Here is an 18,027-nt window from a genome sequence, read left to right as displayed (position 1 = left end):
AGCACACGCACCTGCCGCCACCTGTGCCCTTCCCATCCGAAGGCTTTGGCATGCTGCGGCCAAGCAGTTCGGCCGACGTGGCTACCGGCGTCAACTCACCACCCCCACCCGCGCGAGGGTCGCTCGGCAGCACGGTCGACCGGGCTGTCCGAGTCCTTCGGCTGCCCTCAGACCGAGGTGGAGGCCGGACTGGTCGCCGCAGCCTGGCACTGGCACTGAACTAGAACCTGCTCCATCAGAGCCGGTACATCGTCCGCGACAACGCCGGCCTCGGGGGAACACCCGCCACGACAACTCCCACATCGCCTTCGTCTACCACTCCACCACTACCGCGACCCCGCGCGAGCGGGGCGGACGGCCTGATCGAGCAGATCACCACGATGTTCGGTGAACGACCCCGCGCGGGCAGGGCGGACACCGGCCGCCTCGGCGCGAGCACCGGGTACTAGGAACGACCCCCGCGCGCGGGCGGGGCGGACGTCCAGCCGGGCGGCCTCCTTGTCGCCGTCATGGAGCAACCCCCGCGCGGGCGGGGAAGACGCGATGCCCGCTCGGATGTCGGTCACGATCGCGGAACGACCCCCGCACGGGCGGGGACGACCGCGGGGGCCGGTACCGCGCACCTCTACCTGACGAGCGACCCCAGCGCGGGCGGGGACGACCAGGCCGACCTCTTCGGACAGCTCTCGCAGGCGGAGCGACCCCCGCGCGGGCGGGGCAGACGCGGGCACCGGCTCCCACACGGTGATCCACGTGGAGCGACCCCCGCGCGGGCGGGGCAGACCCCAGGACTCCAACACCCCATCGAGGGCCGCCCGAGCGACCCCCGCGCGGGCGGGGCAGACGGTTGCGGCGTTCGACCGGCGCAGCCGCCCGACGAGCGACCCCCGCGCGGGCGGGGCAGACGAGGCGCTGGCATCGCAGCGGCTCGACAGTGCAGAGCGACCCCCGCGCGGGCGGGGCAGACTACTGCCGCGGCCGCTCCGCGTCCAGCTCAGCCGAGCGACCCCCGCGCGGGCGGGGCAGACCGCCCGGAGGGTGGCGCGGGCAACGTCCCCCGAGAGCGACCCCCGCGCGGGCGGGGCAGACACTTCGTGACCTGGGGTGTTGTCGCGTGATCATGCTGTTTTCCTTTACATGCTTCACGGCGGTTCCCAGATTCTGCTGGTGTGTCAGCGTCAGTGGTGGCCGGGCTCTGGTAGCACCGTATCCGTCGGTATGGAGGTTGCGTCGGCGGATGTCTGTTCTCATCGTGCGGTGCGTTCCCTCGCTGCGTCGGCGGCCTTGCTCATGGCGGCGATGGTGTCCGTGCGGTTCGGGTTGTGCTTGCACCAGAGCCAGTTCTGCCCGGTCCGATACGCTTGAGCAGGCCGAGGGTGCTGGGTGCGGTGTTCCAGCAGCGCGGTCTCCACGGTCTGGCGGACGGCGAAGGCGAGCGCGGCCGCGGCGGGGTCCGTGTTCAGTTCGCCCAGGCCCGCCAAGCCTCGGGAGCTCGTGCTGGTGCGCTCGCTGCTGGCCGCCAGCGACGTCCGGACCTCGGCGGCGACGGGCATCGGCCCGGCTTCCGCGATGGCCGCCTCGGTCTGGCACCGGTAGCCGGAAGCCCCTCGCACAGCCCGGTCGATCGTGCTGCGAGCAGCCACCCCGCACGGGGGCGGGCAGTGCTCTGGCCGACCGCGCGAGCGCCCTCGGCCGCGTCCGGGTGGGCGACGCCTTCGACTTGGAGGCACCCGTTCGGTCGGCTGCGGACGTGGACGGCGACGCAGAGGTTTCCGGGGTTTCCGCCGTGCCGGGGTGAGCGGGCGAACGCATGTCCGCCGGCTGGGGTCTTCCCGTTCCCGGGCACGGTGCGGGTGGGCTGTCGGTAGCGTGGCGGGAGACCTGAGAGGGAGCGTGAGCGTCATGGCCGAGCCGGTGCCGTACACCCCGGACCTCGAGGATGAGGAGGAGGCGGTCGTCCAGCGGATCAGAGCCCAGCAGGCCGGGTTCGCGGAGCTGGACCGTGAGCCCCGGCCCGATGTACCGGGCCCGGTCACCGTCGATGTGCATGGTGAGCGGTTCGTGGTGCCTCTCACGGTCGGGGATGTACGGGCCGCGCTGTCCGCCGAGCTCCGCCCCGTGTTCGACGGGGAGATCGCCGCGGCTGCGCCTGCCACGGTCGGGCGGCTGGTGCGCAAGTGGGCCCTGGAGGTCATCCCGGGTGACGAACTCGACCGGGTGGATGTTCTGCTGCGGGCGGAGCGGCAGGCCGCCGGGCTGGGGACGGCCGCCGCGTGAGGTACCGGATCGCCTTCGCACCCGCCGCCGAGGAAGCGCTCGGCAAACTCGCCTCCCCCAGCAGCTTCAGGACGGCCGTGGCCCGCACCCTGGGCACCGACCCCTACGGACACGGTTCCACACCGGTGGGCGGTGACAAGGACCGGCGCGAGGCCGTGGTCTCCCGGGTGATCGTCCGCTACATGGTCTCCACCGGGATCCTGACCGTCACCGTCGTACGCCTCATCCCCGAACCGTAGACGCCCAGCGCACGCGTTCGGCCTGCCGCTTCACTCTGCTGTGAAAGACGCTCGCCGTGCGGTCGGGCCCTTGTAGGGTCGGGCCGTGGAGAACCGGAGCGGACGCTTGGGGTGCGACCTCTGGCAGCCTCGGCTGAGCGAAGCCGTGCGGGAGGAGACCGAGGTCTCCTCCCGGTACGCGACGGAGGCCGAGCTGGAAGTCCTGGGGTACAGGGGCCCCGTCGTCGTCATGCAGATCGTCCGGACCGAGTTCAGGGCCGACGGCACGCCGATCGGCAAGACCCTGACGATCCAGGGCGGCGGCACGCCGATCGTGCGGCGTCTGAACCCGGAGGACGTGGAGGACGAGGAGGCGGACTCGGCCCTCTCCTCTCCCATGCCGCCGGCGGCACGGGGCCCGGTCCGGACCGTGCGGACGTACCTCGTCGGCATGGAGGGCTCCCCGCTGACGAAGATCGGGCAGACCGCTGGCACGCTCAAGTCCCGGATGGCACAGCTCCAGACCGGCCAGCCCGCCCGGCTCGTTCCGCTTCTGGACGTGGAGGGCGACTTCGAGAGTGTGTTGCACGAGCGGTTCGCGGGGCGCCGGGTGCGAGGAGAGTGGTTCGACCTGACGTCCCTCGGAGATCCCGTCGCGGTCGTGATCGACGCGCTGGCCGAGCTGGGGCTCGGCATCCGCTGCAAGGAACGCCCGACTCCGTGACCGCTGCCCCGGGCGGCCCCCGCGCGGGCGGGGACGACGCGAAGGATCTCGGTGGGGAGCCGGTCGGAGGCGAACTACCTCCGCGCAGGAGGGAAGACGGAATGGGGAGGTCGGTCGGCAGTCGGCTCGGATATGTCATTGGCAGGCGGTGTCCACGCGCTCGGCTGACAGCACCTGCCGTGCCTGATTTATCAGCTGCGCGAGTGAGGCTGCGTTCTTCTGCGTCGCCGCGTGGAACAGCGGCTGAGCCGGCACCTTCCACACATCCCCGACCAGAGCGTCCGGGTCTGGATCCTCCAGGCCCGGCACCATTCGCAGGGCCTGCCGGGCGGCATCGCGGAAAAGCTCGATGTCCCCTTCGGGCAGCTCTTCACGATGGCACTCTCGCAACTCGTCCAGCACCTCGCGCGCCCTGGCGGCGTCCGCTCCTGGCATGCCGTCCAGGCGCGCCTGGGCCCAGCGTGCCGGGCCGCGCTCCACCAGCAGCTCGATCGAGTCCTGAGTGGATTTGTGGAGGATCCCACAGGACTGCATGACGTCTTCCGGTGCCACAAGCGACAACTCAGTCTGCTGATGGCGCATCTGATCGACCAGCGGCCAGATCGTGGTGACGCCGTCCCTCGACGCATTGCCGGACGAAGGCTCAGACGCCTCCACGATCGCGGTGTGCACAAGCCTCGTCGTCTCCACCAGCCGCGCCAGCAGCACCCGCCGATCGGTGTAAAGAGCGGCCAGCCGCTGTGCCTCGGCGGTGATCCGCGCGGCCTCCTTGGCCGCCGCCGCTTGCGCCCTGCCGGCGCGTGACTGCAGCCAGGCACTGATCCAGTTGCCGACGATGCCTCCGAGGATCGCGAGGCAGGCGACGATCACCGTGAACGCCGCTTGATTGGTCCCGACATGCTTTATGAAGTCCACTCCGCTCATCCTGCCGCCCCGGACCTCCTCGTGAGCTGCAACTGGTCAACTCGGCCCCAGGGGGAAACGGCTCGGCAAAGCGCAAAACGTTCTGGCTGACGACGAGCTACCCCCGCGCGGGCGGGGCGGACGACGGCCGTTGGGGACTCGGGGCGCGAGAGCCTGAACGACCCCCGCGCGGGCGGGGCAGACGATGCCCGACTTCCATGCAACCAGACAGGCAACGAACGACCCCCGCGCGGGCGGGGCGGACCGGAGGCCAGTCCGCGCGGAACCTATCTGATCAGAACGACCCCCGCGCGGGCGGGGCGGACGCTTCTCCTCCGTGCACGGGGGCGCTCACCCCCGAACGACCCCCGCGCGGGCGGGGCGGACGCTTCTCCTCCGTGCACGGGGGCGCTCACCCCCGAACGACCCCCGCGCGGGCGGGGCGGACACTTCGTGACCTGGGGTGTTGTCGCGTGATCATGGTGTTTTCCTTTACATGCTTCACGACCGTTCCCAGATCCTGCTGGTGTGTCAGCGTCAGTGGTGCCGGGCTCTGGATAGCACCGTATCCGTCGAGATGGCGGTCGCGTCGGCGGATGTCTGCACTGACCGTGCGGTGCGTTCCCTCGCCGTTGTCGGGGGCCTTGCTCACGGCGGTGACGGCGTCCGCGGGGTTCGGGTTGTGCTTGCACCAGCACCGGTTGCTCTGCCCGGTCCGGTACGCCCGGCGTGCCTCCGCCTCGGCTTCCTTGGTCCGCCGCAGCCGGCCGAGGGTGCTGGTGCGGTACTCGGGCAGGGGCTGCTCGATCGCCTGGAGCGCGGCGTGGGCGAGCACTGGCACTGCCGCGGCCGGTACGTGTCCAGCTCGCCCGGATCCACCGAGCCCAGGGAACTCGTGCCGAGTGCGCCCGCTGCTGGCCGCCGGCGACGTCCGGACCTCGACGGCGACGGCACCAGCCCGGTCTCCACGATGGCCGCCTCGGTCCGGCACCAGCCACACACCCCTGTCGGCCGGGCTGTGTGCGAACGACCCCCGCGCGGGCGGGGCGGACCCGGGGGTCGGATCGTCGCTCAGCTCCCTGAGAGAACGACCCCCGCGCGGGCGGGGCGGACTGGCACCTCGACCCCGGACCGGAGCGGCTCGACGAACGACCCCCGCGCGGGCGGGGCGGACGGACATGGTTCCCGCGCAACGTCGTACTGGCAGGAACGACCCCCGCGCGGGCGGGGCGGACACTTCGTGAGCTGGGGTGTTGTCGCGTGATCATGCTGTTTTTCTTTACATGCTTCACGACCGTTCCCAGGTTCTGCTGGTGTGTCAGCGTCAAGTGCTGCCGGGCTCTGGTAGCACCGTATCCGTCGGCATGGCACCCTCGCCGACGGATGCCTGCACTCACCGCGCGGTGCCTCCCTTGGTGCGTTGGGGCTGGCCCTCCGCCTCAGCTTCTTCCGTACGTCCGAGCAGGCCGAGGGCGCTGGCGCGGTACTCCAACAAGGGCTGCTCGACCGCCTGGAGCGCGGCGAAGGCGATCACGAATACTGCCGCGGCCGCTCCGCGTCCAGCTCAGCCGGATCCACCGAGCCCCAGGAGCCCGTGCCAGGTGCGCTCGCTGCCGGCCGCCAGCGACGCCCGGACCTCGATGGCGACGGTCACCAGCCCGGCCAACCGGGCTGGTCGAGCGACCCCGCGCGGGCGGGGACGACACGTAGCCACCGAAAGCCCTGTCCCCGCTGGCCGAACGACCCCCGCGCGGGCGGGGCGGACAGCCGACCGGAATCGCCGCCCGCCCGTACGGGGGAACGACCCCCGCGCGGGCGGGGCGGACTCGGCGATCCTGGCCTGGTGCCCGGCCGAGGAAGAACGACCCCGCGCGGGCGGGGCGGACGCGAATGTCCTGCACCTCGATGACTCGCGGCTGGAACGACCCCCGCGCGGGCGGGGCGGACCGTACGAGGACCTCTGGCGGAGGACCACGGAGAGAACGACCCCCGCGCAGGCGGGGCGGACACTTCGTGACCTGGGGTGTTGTCGCGTGATCATGCTGTTTTCGTTTACATGGTTCAGGAGAGCTCCCGGGTGCTGCTGCGATGTTGCCGACATCAGACAGCACCGTATACGCCGGTCCTGGTCGCTTGCATGCGTCTGAGCCGAGGACCCGAACCACCCGCACCGGCACCGAGTACCCATATCCGCACACCCACTTCGGTCCGAGGCGGCCGCACCGGCACGCCGCCAGCGGACCACGGAGGCGACTGCCCGCCGTCCCCCGGTGACGCGGCCAGGGGGACGGCGGGCCAGGTCGACACGGCTCAGCTCGGCGACCACGCGATCACTGCTCCGCCGTCGTCGTTCAGCGGGCGCGCGGCGAGCTCGGGCAGCCGCTCCGCCCACGGCACGGCCATCTGCTCGGTCCGGGTGGAGGTCTGCTCGCGCAGCTGCTCCAGGCGCGCGGTGAGCAGGTGCTGCGCAGTGCGGGTCCGGGCGGTGTCGGCGGCGCCTTCGCCGCCGCCGTGACGACGTCCGTGCCGTTCGGGTTGTGCTGGTACCAGCGCCTTCCCTGCTCGGCCTTGTAGGCCCGCCTGGCTTCCGCATCAGCTTCCCCGGTCCGGCTCAGCCTGCCGAGGGCGCTGGCGCGGTAGTCCGGCAGCGCGGCCTTGACGGCCTGGCGGACGGCGTGGGCGAGCACGGCCGAGGCCGGGTCCGTGTCCAGGTCGGCCAGGTCCACCGAGCCTCGGAAGCTCGCGCCGGATGCGTCCGATGCCGGCCGCCAGTGACGCCCGGACCTCGGCGGTGCCGGTCACCAGCCCGGCCTCCGCGATGGCAGTCTCAGTCCGGCACCGGCCACACACTTCGAACAGCCCGGCCGGCCTGGCTGTCGAGCGACCCCGCCCGGGCGGGGCAGACGCCCGGACGAAGCCCCGGATCCCGAAAGCGTCCGAACGACCCCCGCGCGGGCGGGGACGACCCCTGGTTGAGGATGGTGGTGACCCGGCGGAGCGAACGACCCTCGCGCGGGCGGGGACGACGTGGACAAGGCCTTGATGTCGCGGCTGGTCGCCGAACGACCCTCGCGCGGGCGGGGACGACCTCCACTCCGGGGCCCGCGAGCCTCGCCAGCCGGAACGACCCTCGCGCGGGCGGGGACGACAGCATGACGGGGCCCCGCCGGCGCATTCGGCCGGAACGACCCTCGCGCGGGCGGGGACGACACTTCGTGACCTGGGGTGTTGTCACGTGATCATGCTGTTTTCCTTTACATGCTTCACGGCGGTTCCCGGATTCTGCTGGTGTGTCAGTGCCGGTGGTGCCGGGCTCTGGTAGCACCGTATCCGTCGGCATGGCACCCTCGCCGACGGATGCCTGTACTGACCGTGCGGTGCGTTCCCTCGCTGTGTTGGGGGGCCTTGCTCACGACGCCGATGGCGTCCGAGCGGTTCGTATTCTGCTTGCACCAGAGCTGGCTCTGCCCGGTCCGGTACACCCGGCGGGCCCCGCCTCGGCCTCCTCGGTCCGCCGCAGCCGACCGAGGGCGCTGGCGCGGTACTCCAACAAGGGCTGCTCGAACGCCTGGAGCGCGGCGAAGGCGAGCACGGATACTGCCGCGGCCGGGCCCGTGTCCAGCTCGCCCGGATCCACCGAGCCCCGGGAGCTCGCGCCGGGTGCGCTCGATCGAGGCGAAGGGCTCCCGAACCGGGCGGGGCTGCCCCTCGCCGGGTGGACGGCCAGGCCCTGGCGGCTCTCACTCGTCGTCGTGGGTGTTCTTGTCGCGCAGCGGGTGCAGGCCCGGCAGCTCCGGGGACCGGGCCTGGTCATCGTGGCGGGCGGGTGGTGGGCAGGGTGCGCAGGAGCGCGGTGGCGCGGGTGGCGAGGGTGGGGGTGCCGTGGGCGGCGGTGATCTCCAGTGCGCGGCGGGCCCGGGGGTCGTGGCGGTTTCCTGCGGCGAGTGCGGTCCGTTCGCGCCATGTGTCGAAGCGGGGGTCGTAGGGGACGGGGTTCAGTCGGGTGTGGCGTTTCCAGTAGTGGGCGAGTGGGTCGTGGCCTTGGTGGGGCCAGTGGGCGTAGACGGATTCCCATCCGTAGGGTTCGTCGCGCAGTTCGAGGCAGGTCTCGCTGATCGGTTCGCTCGCGGGCTGGTAGCGGGCGTCGAGGCTCAGGCGCAGGTGGCGGCTGGTGTTGGGGGTGCCGTGGTGGACGGTGTGCGGGGTGAAGAGGAGGACGTCGCCGGGGTTGATGTGTCTGGTGAGGGCAAGCTGGGTCTGGCGGGGGTGGATGTCGGCCTCCCAGCCGACGGCGGTGGGGGCCAGCCGCAGCGGCAGGGTGCCGTGACGGTGGGAGGCCGGGAGGATCGCCAGCGCGCCGGTGTCGGGGCCGGCGGGGGCGAGCGGGGTCCACACGGTGAGGGTGTTCTCGGATCCCTGGATCTCGGGCCAGTCCTGGTGCCAGCCGCTCTCAAGGCCGGCGGGGTGGGGGCGGGGGTGGACCGCGCGCAGGACTTTACGAGGGTGGACGAGCAGGCCCCTGTGGCCGGTGAGGGTGGTCAGCAGGGAGAGCAGGCGCGGGTGGTGCATGAGCGCGTGGACGTCGCGGTGGGTCCACATCCGGCGGTGGACGCTGCGGTAGACGGGATCCGGGTCCCACACCGCCGCCCGGGGATCGGCCGGCGGGGCCGGTGCGCCCGGCCCGGCGGGCAGCAGCCATCCGGCCTGGTCGGCGACGGCCAGGACGTGACGGCGTACCGCGGCGACGTCGGCGGCGGGGAGGATGCCGCGCACATACAGGTAGCCGTCCGCGCGGAGCCGTTCCAGCAGGGCGGCGGGGGTGGCCAGGAGCCCGGTCGCGTCGAAGAACGGCTGATGCTCGGTCACGGGGCCTCCAGGAAGCGGGAGACGGCACCGTCGGGGATGACGGCCTGGTGGTGGGGAACGGCGGACACGGCGGGGAGCGGGTCAGGCAGGCGCAGGTGCGGGTCCTGTGCCCAGTGGTGCGGATCGCCGGGGTGTTCGCACGGGTAGGGGGCGAGGAGAGCAGTCGTGGCGAGGGGCGCGGTGGTGCGCTGGTAGCGCACATCGAGCGAGACGCGGCCCAGGGGTCCGGCAGGGGGGAGGGTGGAGTGGACGGTGAGTGAGTGGAAGACCACCACGTCACCGGCAAGCACCGGAACCGCCCGCCATCGGGGGTCACCGGGGGCCAGACCGACCGGGTGGGGCAGCGTGCCGCCGGTGCGGGTGGTGACGGGCCACAGACCGCGGTGGTGGGAGCCGGGCACCACCCGCAGCTCACTCGCGCCGTCGGGCACCTCGTGCAGGGGAATCCAGGCGGTGAGGGTGTCGACCGCGCCCTGGACGTAGCGGTAGTCCTGGTGCGGCTCGGTCGCCCAGACGCGCGGGCCGGGCGGGACCAGACGCAGAAAACGCCGGGGCTGGGCCCATACCGGCCCGCCCAGGACAGCGGCCATCAGCTCGGCCAGCGGCCCGTGATGCGTGAGCCGGTGCTGCGCCTCGCACGCGTATCCGGCGGCGCGCAGGCGCTGGGCGTCGATCCGGGCGCCGGTGCGGAGCCGGGTGAGCGGGTCGCCGGGGGCGGGGGGCGTGAGGCGGGTGGTGAGCTGGGCGGCGAAGTCCGTGAGCAGGCGGGTGGGGATGAGGCCGGGCAGGACGGCGTAGCCGTCGCGGCGTAAGGCGGCCGCCGTGGTGATCGCGTTCACCAGTGTTCTTTCAGCTGGGCGGTGCAGGTGTAGAGCAGGTTGTCGATCTCCACGGTTTCCGCGCCGTGTTCGGCGAGGACGGAGGTGACCTGGGTGCGGAGGTCGGTGCGGGCGCTCTCGTCGAGGGTGGCGGCGTTGGCGTAGGAGAGGAGCAGCTCGTAGTAGGCGTGCGGGGTGAGGTGGAGGGTGTCGTGGGTGAACTGCCACCGGGGTGTGTCGAAGCGGCCGGAGGTAGTGAGTTCGGCGCGGCCCTGGCGGGCGCGGGCCTCGATGCCGCTACGGTGGGTGGCGGGGTCACGGACCGCGTCGGGATGACGCTGCTCAAGGGCCTGGTTCAGTTTCTGTTGCAGGGCGGGGTCGGCGGCGATCGGGAAGTTCCAGATCAGCGCCAGGTGCCCGTCGGCGATGAGGAGGTCGGCGGCCTTGGTGTAGGAGACGGCGGGGTCGATCCACTGCCAGGCGTTGGCGGACATCACGGCCGCGAACGAGCCGTGCGGGGCGGTGTACTCCTCGAAGAATCCGCCCTGGACGGTGATGCCCGGGTCGCCCGCCGTGTGTGCGGCGAGCAGGGCCCGCAGCCGGGCCCCGGGTTCCAGCGCGGTGACCGTCAATCCGGCGGCGCGCAGCGGCAGGGTGAGCTGTCCGGTCCCGGCGCCGACGTCGAGGACGCGTTCGCCGGGGGCGAGGCCGGTGGCTCGGGCGAGGGAGTCGACCAGGTGCTGGGGGATGAGGGGGCGGGCGGTGTCGTAGACGTCGGCGACCCGGTCGAACGCCAGCTTGTTGTCCCGGCGGGTATTGGCCTTCACCGCATGTCCTCCATTGTCGTCGTGTTCCTGGGCATGCCGGTCTTCAGCATGTACAGAGCCTCCTCCACCCTCGTGTCCAGGCCGCACAGGCCGGCGGCCGTCTCCTCGTCCAGAGCGGGGGTCATCCAGGTCCCCGCCCCCGCCCGGGCAGCGGCCAGCACCGCCGTATGGGCGACGCGCCCGCACTCGCCGAGCACCCGCGTGTAGGCGTCCGGCCCACGGCCGTAAGCCGCTTCCAGCGCCGGCCAGGACACCGTGAGGAACAGCACGGCCCCGGTGCCCAGCACCCAGTACTGATGCGCGCAGGCCCTCAACCGGGCGTCGTCCAGCCCGGCGCTGCGCAGATCCAGGGCACCGGCGCGGTGGGTGTGGACGCCGCGCTCGATCCCCTCCACGTCCTGAACCGCCGCGTACAGCCGCAGATGCGGCCACGCCTCCAGCAGAGGAACGGTCGCGGCCAGCACCGTGTACAGGACCGGCGCGGGCATCGGCCGGCGGTCGAACCGGCGCACGCTGCGCCGGGCCAGAGCCCGGTCGAACGCCGCCCGCCCGTCGAGCACACCGGACACCGGCCCGAGCACGGGCGTGGTCGTGGTCGCGTGGTCGGTGGGCGTTTCCGCGGCGCGGCGGGCGCGGTGGGTGGCGGCGGCGTGCAGGAGGGCCCGGGGGCGGCCCCAGCCGTGCCGGTGCCACAGGCCGGCCTCCGCCGGGGCCCCGGCGAGCAGACCCCGCTCCACCATCGAGTCGACCAGGGTGTCGCCGAACCCCGCCTCCTTCAGGGCGGTCCGGGTGCACGGGGTCAGAGCGGCGGCCAGAGCGGCGGCCTCCAACGGGGTCAGCACCGGGCCGGCCGCGAACGGGTCGAGCAGGACCTGCGGCACGCTCTGCACCGTCTCGGTCATCGGCGCAGCACCCCCATCTCCAGCACGGGCGTCGTCTCGGGGTCCAGACCCAGGTCGCGGGCCAGGGCGGGGGCGTCGAAGGCGGGCAGGCCGCTCCACCTCCAGCCCAGCCACGCACCGGTCTCGGCCAGGTGCTGGACGATGTGTCCGGCGTCGATGAACACGGCGCGGGCGGAGCGGGGGTCGCGGTAGCGCCACATCGGCCGCCGCATCACGGCGGCCAGCATCACCACCGCCACCGGCCCCCTCCCGCCGGCCAGATCGGGCAGGGCGGGGCAGGCGGCCGTCAGGGCGGCTCGGCCGGGCCGGACCTGGAGCAGATCCAGCGTGTTCGCCCGGACGTTGTAGTGGTACAGGCCCTCCGGCAGGCCCTCGGCCCGCAGCCACAGCAGGGCCTCGACCGGGTGCCGGGCCCCGCCCGACGGCACCGCCTTGAAAACCAGCTCGACCTGGAGATAGGTGCCGGTGTCGTCCGGGTCGAGTCGCCGCCGCTCCCCGAAGGTGCCGTCGAGCAGCAGCGCCAGCTCCTCCATCAACAGGTACTCACCGCCGTCCGGGGGACTGGTGACCGTTTCCGCCTTCGCCAGCGGCCACCGCCCCCGGTGAGGAAGGTCGGTGTAGACCGGCGGGTACCCGTCCACGGCCGTGTAGTGGCGCATCAGCGCGTTGTCCGTGTCGAACGCCTGTGCCCGGCCCATGTCCAGGAACGGATAACCGCGGGTGGCCCCGTGGTAGGCGTCGTGCCGGAACACGCCCTCCTCGGCCTTCGTGACGATCAGCCCGGCCTCGCGTGTGCAGAAGCCCCACAACGGCTCCTTGACGTCTCCCAGTCCCGCGCTGTCCCACCCCGTCAAGGCCTCGGCCCGGGTGAAACCGCCCTCCGGGAGCCCGCTCAGCGCGGCCAGCAGACGGGCGTCGTCCACCAGCAGCGGAGGTCTCCCGTCGTGGACCGCGACAGTGATCCGCCGCCGCCCGCCCACCTCCTCAACGGCGGCCAGCAGCGCCGGGTGACGCCGGAACACGGTGCTCGGCATACGTCCCTCCCCTTCCTCGGACTCGCGGATGGTCCCGGGGTGCGGCGGTGCCGCACCCCGGGACCCGGACTGCCGTACTTGCGTACCGTTTCGTCAGGCGGAGGAGGATCCCCCGTCCGCCGACACCGTGGCGGGCGTCTCCGGCACGGCCTCCGGCATCGGCGCGAGGTTGCAGGTACCGGTCTGCAACAGACCCGTACGGACCGCGGACTCGTCCGCCACGTGACCGAACGTCATCTCGGACATGTCTCTCCCCAGAGGTCATGGGCCGGGCGCGGGCCGCCCGGGCCGTGGTGGGCGTGCACCGAAATCCTCACCCCCGCCCCGCCGCCGCAACAGCGCGGCACGGCTGCCTCGCCCTGCCGCCCTATGCCTCCCCCTGCCTTCTCGCGCAGACCTCTTGCCCTACCGGCCCCGCCGTGCAGGACACTGGGACACACCGGAACAAAGACCGAACAAGGCGCAGAACCAGGGGGCCGGACGTGGTCGAATCCGAAGCGGCGGACCTCCTCCGGCGCGTGCTCGACCTCCTCGGCTGCCGCGACCACGGCGCGTTCCTGCGCCGCCTCGCAGCCCACCACGAAGGCCTCGGCCTGGGACCCATGGCCACCCGGCCGGAGAAAGTCAGCCGGTGGAAACGCGGAGTACGCCCCGACCGCCACACCGAAGCGGCCATGGCCGACCTCCTCCACGTGCCGATCGACCAGACCCGCGCCCTGGGCTGGCCCACCTGGCTCCACCTCGCCCTGGCCGACGACCAGGTCCTGCTGACCGCCCCGTGGACTCCGGCCGGTGCGCTCACCGCACTGGAACACCTAGGAAGACCGGAGACGGACATGAACCGACGGTCAGCACTCCTCAGCGGCGGCATCCTGTCCGCCACCACCCTCGCCCACTGGGCCACGGCCTCCCCCGCCCACGCCGTCCTCCACGATCGCCGCCCCCACGTGAGTGCCCGCAGCGCCCACCTGATCGAAGACCGCCTCGCCGCCCTGCGCGCGATGGACGACGAGATCGGCTCCGGCGAGACCCACGAACTCGCCCGCTCCGAGCGCGCCATGATCACCACGGTCCTCCGCACCCGCTCCTACACCGCCGACGTCGGACGCCGGCTGTTCTCGGCCGCCGCCGAAGCCTCCCGGATCTGCGGCTGGACCGCGTTCGACTCCGGCGACACCGACGCGGCCGAACGCCACTACCTCGGAGCCGCCCGCGCCGCCGCGAGCGCCGACGACCCCGCCGCGAGCGCCAACATCCTCGCCTTCTGGTCCATGGCCCGCTACAGCCTCAACGACACCCCCGGCGCCCTCGACTACGCCCACGCGGCCCTGCACAACGCCACCCGGACCGGCTCCCCCCGCCTGATCGCCATGGCCCACGCCCGAACCTCACGCGCCCACGCCAAAGCCGGCGACCACCTCGCCAGCCGACAGGCTGAGGAAGCCGCCTTCACCGCCCACGCCCGCACCGGAGACCCGGGCGACGAACCGGCCTGCGTCTACTGGGTCACCCACAACGAACTCCTCAGCTGGGCCGCGAGCAACGCCACCGACCTGGGCGACCACCGCCGCGCACTGACCCACTACACCGAGATCGCCGCCGGCACCCCGCCCCCTCCGCACGACGGCGACGCCTACCCCCGCTCACGCGCCCTGCGCCTGACCCGCGAGGCCGACGCCCACCTCGCACTCCGAGACATCGACACAGCCGTCCACACGGCCCAACAAGCCGTACAGACCATGGGCGGCGTCACCTCCGCACGAGGCACCACCATCCACACCAGCCTCCGGAACAAACTCCGCACCCACCAAAGCGTCCCGGCAGTCCGCGACTTCCTCGAACACACCGCCTAACACACTGTGACCGCGAAGGATCACCGGGTTTGGTCTTCCTTCGGCGCTGGTGATCTCGGAGTATCGAAGAATGGGGAACTGGAGGAACCTGGCCGAGGCGTTCCGGGCGGAAGCGGGCGCCGAGTTCGCGTTCCTGGTCGAGGACGCCGGCTTCTCGGAACCGGAGCAGACTGACAACGGGCTTCTCTTCCACAGCGTCGGCCTGGACGTGGAGATCTGGTTCCTGGGCGGGCACGAGCCCCAGGTGACGACGCTGGTCTCCCCGGTCCCGTCGGACGGCGCAAGGGCCGGGGGAGTATGGCTGGACGAACTGTATGTCGTGAGCGGATGCGGTCCCGCTCAAGACGTTCCCGGATCTGCCCCGACGCGGCGAGCCACGCTCAAACGAGTCCATCAGCATGCGGCTGCGCTGCGCCGGCTCATGCCGCGGTTGCTCACCACTGAGGGTTCACAGCTCATTGCCCGCTGCCGCCAGGACTGACCCCGCGGCGGCCAGGATCCTCATGCGGCCATGGGTGCGGGCTGTCCTCCCCAGCTGAACCGTGCCGAGCATCCTGAGAGGTCAGACCCCCGCGCGCGGGCGGGGCGGACAGCCGGACGGGTACTGCACGGTGGACCGCGGGCGACCCCCGCGCGGGCGGGGAGGACATGTTGAATCGCCCCGCTGCTGCGCACCCTGAGGAGCGACCCCCGCGCGGGCGGGGCGGATGGGGCCGATGGTCTCAAGCGCGGTGACGTCGTCGAGCGACCCCCGCGCGGGCGGGGCGGATCTCGATGCGCGCTGCTGCGGCTGCATGGTCCGGGAGCGACCCCCGCGCGGGCGGGGCGGATCCCTACGGCGGCTCCAAAGCCACGAGCCGCTACGAGCGACCCCCGCGCGGGCGGGGCGGATACTTCGTGACCTGGGGTGTTGTCGCGTGATCATGCTGTTTTCCTTTACATGCTTCACGACCGTTCCCAGATTCTGCTGGTGTGTCAGCGTCAAGTGCCACCGGGCTCTGGTAGCACCGTATCCGCCGGTATGACGGTCGCGCCGACGGACGCCTGAACTCAACCGTGCGGTGCGCTCCCCTCGCTGCGTCTGCGGCCTTGCTCACGGCGGCGATGGCATCCGAGCGGTTCGGATGGTGCCGGTACCGGAGTCGGATCTGCCCGGTCCGATACGCCCGATGGTCGCGGCGAGCGCAGCCTCGCGCTCTGCCCGATCCTGCGCAGCGGCCCGATTCCCATCACGCCGGGCCTGCTCCGCGCGGCCGTGGTGGACCCTCTTCTGCCTGGCCATATGCCTGGCTGGCGTTCTCTTCGCGATGGTCCGTGACGGAGCCTTCTGCGACCCTCAATCCGCCGAGTCAGGCTGAATCGCCGAGAGCCCGTCGTGCTTCAGCCCACTGCCGTTCGAACTCCTCCGCGGGGATCTCGGCAGTCCGAGGCTGGTCCTGCCGGCCGTCCACGGGGCCTTCGGCGAGAATGCCGTACTGCCGTTCGTAGCGGCGCATCGCCGCGAGGTCTGCATGGTCACGCAAGTGCAGCACCTCCTCCAGGGAGGCTGCCGTCACCGGACGCGAGTCCTGCCCCCGGACCTCGACCTGTCGCGCTGCCCAGCCCTCTTCATCGGCCTCGAAATACAGCCACAGATCTTCGTCCTCGTAGTAGGTCCGGAACCAGGTCGTCATGCCGTCATCCTGACCCACGACCTTGACCAGACAGATAGAGCCCCGCGCGGGCGGGGACGACTCCGAGGATGAGCGCCAGGGCGACGCGTAGCGCGATAGAGCCCCGCGCGGGCGGGGACGACGCCACGGCCGGCGCGACCGCCACCCACACCGCGGATAGAGCCCCGCGCGGGCGGGGACGACACTTCCTGACCTGGGGTGTTGTCACGTGATCATGCTGTTTTCCTTTACATGCTTCACGGCGGATCCCAGGTTCTGCTGGTGTATCAGGGGTAAGTGGTGCCGGGTTCTGGTAGCACCGTATCCGTCGGTATGGAGGTTGTGCTGGCGGATGCCTGTACTCACCGCGCGGTGCGTTCCCTCACTGCGTCCGGGCCTTGCCCACGGCGGCGGCGATGGCGTCCGCGCGATTCGGGTTGTGCTGTACCAGAGCCAGTTCTGCTCGGTCCGGTACGCCCGATGGGTCTCCGTCTCGGCTTCCTCGGTAAACCCGAGGGGGCTAGTGCGGTACTCCGGCAGGGGCTGCTCGACTGCCTGGAGCGCGGCGTGAGCGAGCACTGGCACTGCCGGTCCGTGTCCAACTCGCCCGGATCCACCGAGCTCCGGGAGCTCGTGCCGAGTGCGCTCGATGCCGGCCGCCAGCGACGTCCGGACCTCGGCGGCGACGGGCACCGGCCCGGCTTCCACGATGACCGTCTCGGTCCCGCACCGGCCACACACCTCCCAGCCCGACCGAACCGGCTGCCGAGCCACCCCCGCGCGGGCGGGGCAGAGCCCCTGTCACCTCCTCACGTGAGGTGGTGGTTAGTAAACAACCTCTGCGGGGGTAGGGGGGCGGTTCAGGTGGGGATCAGGCCGGTGGTGTCCAGGTTGAGGTCGAAGGGGGCTGGGATGTGCAGGGTGGTTCCGAAGGGGTGTGGGCCGTCTGCGCGGGTGTAGCCGAGGTGGCCGGGTTCGGAGAAGAGGGTGATGCTGCCCTCGACCCGGTCGACCAGGAGGTAGAGCGGGGCCCGGTATTCGGCGTACCGGCGGCGTTTGACGACGCGGTCGGTCTCGGCGTTGGACTCCGAGGTGACTTCGACGATGAGGAGTGTCTGGTCGGGGAGGAGGGCCCTTCCGCCTTTGGCGAGTTCTTCGGGGACGACGGCGAGGTCGGGGACGTACCAGTTGGACGAGCCGGGGAGGTCGAGGTTGCCGGATCCCTCGACGCAGCCGAGTTCGTCGACGCGGTCCTCGAGCTGCCGGCGTACGAGGCGGGCGGCCCGTTCGTGGTCCCAGGTCGGTGACACGGGCTCGATGATCCCCTCGATGATCTGGACGCGGTCGCCGCGGATGTGCTGGACGGCGTACTTGAGGGCGCGTTCGGAGTCGATGCCGTGGCTGTAGTCGGGCGCGCTGGTCATCTGGGCGACTCCCTTCGATCCGCTCTGCCCTGACAGCCCAGGGTAGCGGCCCGACGACTCATGGCCATCGGTAACTGCGGCCCGAAACCGGCCCCGGCAAGGATCTCCACCGCCGAGCTGAAGCCCCCCGCGGGCGGGGCGGATGCGAGGGTGGTGAGGGGCGAGTCGGCGACGGCCGAACGACCCCCGCGCGGGTGGGGCGGACGTGGCCTCTCGCGCGCCGAAGCCCCCGACTTTTGCGGTCGGGGTCTTCCGTATGTCCGGGCCCGCTACAGGAGTCGGCTCCGTGCCGACTGGGGCGCGGCTCCCGCTCGCCGTCCGCGCGCCCGGCGGCCCGGGCGGGGACTACGCCGTTCACCGTCCAGCCCGGCTGCGCGGCGGGCGAACTTGGCCAGGACCTCCGGCGGCAGCCCGGACGCCGCCACGCTCACCGCCACTGCGGACCGGCAGCCCAGGGCCCCGCAATGCACCGGACTCGCCGTGACCCCGGGGGACGAGGGGTAGGTCATCGACTCGGGCGGCAGATACT

Annotated in this window: 16 protein-coding genes, 1 pseudogene and 4 CRISPR repeat arrays; of the genes and pseudogenes, 5 read left to right on the top strand and 12 right to left on the bottom strand. The window is 72.1% G+C overall.

Going from position 1 to position 18,027, the window contains the following annotated elements:
* Window positions 1–512 precede the first annotated feature (512 nt).
* Window positions 513–1,089: direct repeats of the CRISPR family, unit length 28 nt; unit sequence GAGCGACCCCCGCGCGGGCGGGGCAGAC.
* Window positions 1,090–1,247: 158 nt separating this feature from the next.
* The gene (locus ABD371_RS35265) at window positions 1,248–1,613 is read right to left on the bottom strand and encodes a hypothetical protein (RefSeq protein ID WP_344486695.1); all 366 of its coding nucleotides are present in this window, start codon (window positions 1,611–1,613) and stop codon (window positions 1,248–1,250) included.
* A gap of 289 nt (window positions 1,614–1,902) precedes the next feature.
* Here ABD371_RS35265 and ABD371_RS35260 point away from each other — a divergent pair, with 289 nt between their 5' ends.
* From ABD371_RS35260 to ABD371_RS35250, 3 genes are all read left to right on the top strand, one after another.
* Window positions 1,903–2,277: a hypothetical protein gene (locus tag ABD371_RS35260; RefSeq protein ID WP_344486693.1), complete on the top strand. Its 375-nt coding sequence runs from the start codon at window positions 1,903–1,905 to the stop codon at window positions 2,275–2,277.
* Window positions 2,274–2,516, top strand: coding sequence for a hypothetical protein (locus ABD371_RS35255; RefSeq protein WP_344486691.1), 243 nt, complete (start codon window positions 2,274–2,276; stop codon window positions 2,514–2,516). The genes ABD371_RS35260 and ABD371_RS35255 overlap by 4 nt, the downstream gene beginning before the upstream one ends.
* Before the next feature lie 85 nt (window positions 2,517–2,601).
* Entirely contained in the window at window positions 2,602–3,219 is a 618-nt protein-coding gene (locus tag ABD371_RS35250) for a GIY-YIG nuclease family protein (protein ID WP_344486690.1), read from the top strand.
* A gap of 135 nt (window positions 3,220–3,354) precedes the next feature.
* On the opposite strand, the gene ABD371_RS35245 is transcribed toward ABD371_RS35250, so the two are convergent.
* From ABD371_RS35245 to ABD371_RS35205, 8 genes are all read right to left on the bottom strand, one after another.
* Window positions 3,355–4,134, bottom strand: a complete 780-nt coding sequence (locus tag ABD371_RS35245; RefSeq protein ID WP_344486689.1) for a hypothetical protein — start codon at window positions 4,132–4,134, stop codon at window positions 3,355–3,357.
* Window positions 4,135–4,237: 103 nt separating this feature from the next.
* Window positions 4,238–4,570: a CRISPR direct-repeat array (repeat unit 28 nt; unit sequence GAACGACCCCCGCGCGGGCGGGGCGGAC).
* A 1,903-nt stretch (window positions 4,571–6,473) separates the two neighbouring features.
* Window positions 6,474–6,848: a hypothetical protein gene (locus ABD371_RS35235; protein ID WP_344486684.1), complete on the bottom strand. Its 375-nt coding sequence runs from the start codon at window positions 6,846–6,848 to the stop codon at window positions 6,474–6,476.
* A gap of 211 nt (window positions 6,849–7,059) precedes the next feature.
* Window positions 7,060–7,332: direct repeats of the CRISPR family, unit length 28 nt.
* Between the two features lie 600 nt (window positions 7,333–7,932).
* Window positions 7,933–8,988 (bottom strand): phytanoyl-CoA dioxygenase family protein, encoded by a 1,056-nt coding sequence (locus tag ABD371_RS35230; protein ID WP_344486681.1) that lies wholly within the window; start codon window positions 8,986–8,988, stop codon window positions 7,933–7,935.
* Window positions 8,985–9,827, bottom strand: a complete 843-nt coding sequence (locus ABD371_RS35225; protein WP_344486678.1) for a phytanoyl-CoA dioxygenase family protein — start codon at window positions 9,825–9,827, stop codon at window positions 8,985–8,987. Before ABD371_RS35225 ends, ABD371_RS35230 begins: the two co-directional genes overlap by 4 nt.
* Window positions 9,824–10,633 (bottom strand): class I SAM-dependent methyltransferase, encoded by an 810-nt coding sequence (locus ABD371_RS35220; protein WP_344486675.1) that lies wholly within the window; start codon window positions 10,631–10,633, stop codon window positions 9,824–9,826. Before ABD371_RS35220 ends, ABD371_RS35225 begins: the two co-directional genes overlap by 4 nt.
* Window positions 10,630–11,535 (bottom strand): nitroreductase family protein, encoded by a 906-nt coding sequence (locus ABD371_RS35215; protein ID WP_344486672.1) that lies wholly within the window; start codon window positions 11,533–11,535, stop codon window positions 10,630–10,632. The genes ABD371_RS35220 and ABD371_RS35215 overlap by 4 nt, the downstream gene beginning before the upstream one ends.
* A complete protein-coding gene (locus ABD371_RS35210) occupies window positions 11,532–12,569 on the bottom strand; it encodes a SagB/ThcOx family dehydrogenase (RefSeq protein WP_344486669.1) in 1,038 nt (345 codons plus the stop codon). The genes ABD371_RS35215 and ABD371_RS35210 overlap by 4 nt, the downstream gene beginning before the upstream one ends.
* 93 nt (window positions 12,570–12,662) lie before the next feature.
* Entirely contained in the window at window positions 12,663–12,815 is a 153-nt protein-coding gene (locus tag ABD371_RS35205) for a hypothetical protein (RefSeq protein ID WP_344486666.1), read from the bottom strand.
* A 236-nt stretch (window positions 12,816–13,051) separates the two neighbouring features.
* Here ABD371_RS35205 and ABD371_RS35200 point away from each other — a divergent pair, with 236 nt between their 5' ends.
* Both ABD371_RS35200 and ABD371_RS35195 read left to right on the top strand, forming a co-directional pair.
* Complete coding sequence (locus ABD371_RS35200; protein WP_344486663.1) at window positions 13,052–14,422, top strand: NsdA family TPR-like regulatory protein; 1,371 nt, start codon at window positions 13,052–13,054, stop codon at window positions 14,420–14,422.
* A 70-nt stretch (window positions 14,423–14,492) separates the two neighbouring features.
* Entirely contained in the window at window positions 14,493–14,903 is a 411-nt protein-coding gene (locus ABD371_RS35195) for a hypothetical protein (RefSeq protein ID WP_344486660.1), read from the top strand.
* Window positions 14,904–15,042: 139 nt separating this feature from the next.
* A CRISPR array of direct repeats spans window positions 15,043–15,314; the repeat unit is 28 nt; unit sequence GAGCGACCCCCGCGCGGGCGGGGCGGAT.
* Window positions 15,315–15,771: 457 nt separating this feature from the next.
* Here ABD371_RS35195 and ABD371_RS35190 read toward each other — a convergent pair.
* The 3 genes and pseudogenes from ABD371_RS35190 to ABD371_RS35180 all read right to left on the bottom strand — a co-directional run.
* On the bottom strand, window positions 15,772–16,095 hold the full coding sequence (locus ABD371_RS35190) for a hypothetical protein (RefSeq protein WP_344486657.1): 324 nt from the start codon (window positions 16,093–16,095) through the stop codon (window positions 15,772–15,774).
* Between the two features lie 839 nt (window positions 16,096–16,934).
* Window positions 16,935–17,498: a Uma2 family endonuclease gene (locus ABD371_RS35185; protein WP_344486654.1), complete on the bottom strand. Its 564-nt coding sequence runs from the start codon at window positions 17,496–17,498 to the stop codon at window positions 16,935–16,937.
* A gap of 269 nt (window positions 17,499–17,767) precedes the next feature.
* Window positions 17,768–18,027 (bottom strand): annotated as a pseudogene (locus tag ABD371_RS35180) (hypothetical protein); the annotation flags it as partial.

Origin of the sequence: Streptomyces amakusaensis, from assembly GCF_039532665.1 — a bacterium.
Classification (GTDB): domain Bacteria; phylum Actinomycetota; class Actinomycetes; order Streptomycetales; family Streptomycetaceae; genus Streptomyces; species Streptomyces amakusaensis.
The sequence above is the reverse complement of the archived record's forward strand: the minus strand, read 5'-3'. Positions and strand labels throughout refer to the sequence as shown.

What these genes read in the sequence shown, in the direction of transcription:
- ABD371_RS35185 (WP_344486654.1), bottom strand. Translation starts at nt 17,498, where the DNA reads ATGACCAGCGCGCCCGACTACAGCCACGGCATCGACTCCGAACGCGCC.
- ABD371_RS35205 (WP_344486666.1), bottom strand. Translation starts at nt 12,815, where the DNA reads ATGTCCGAGATGACGTTCGGTCACGTGGCGGACGAGTCCGCGGTCCGT.
- ABD371_RS35195 (WP_344486660.1), top strand. Translation starts at nt 14,493, where the DNA reads ATGGGGAACTGGAGGAACCTGGCCGAGGCGTTCCGGGCGGAAGCGGGC.
- ABD371_RS35215 (WP_344486672.1), bottom strand. Translation starts at nt 11,535, where the DNA reads ATGACCGAGACGGTGCAGAGCGTGCCGCAGGTCCTGCTCGACCCGTTC.
- ABD371_RS35260 (WP_344486693.1), top strand. Translation starts at nt 1,903, where the DNA reads ATGGCCGAGCCGGTGCCGTACACCCCGGACCTCGAGGATGAGGAGGAG.
- ABD371_RS35210 (WP_344486669.1), bottom strand. Translation starts at nt 12,569, where the DNA reads ATGCCGAGCACCGTGTTCCGGCGTCACCCGGCGCTGCTGGCCGCCGTT.
- ABD371_RS35190 (WP_344486657.1), bottom strand. Translation starts at nt 16,095, where the DNA reads ATGACGACCTGGTTCCGGACCTACTACGAGGACGAAGATCTGTGGCTG.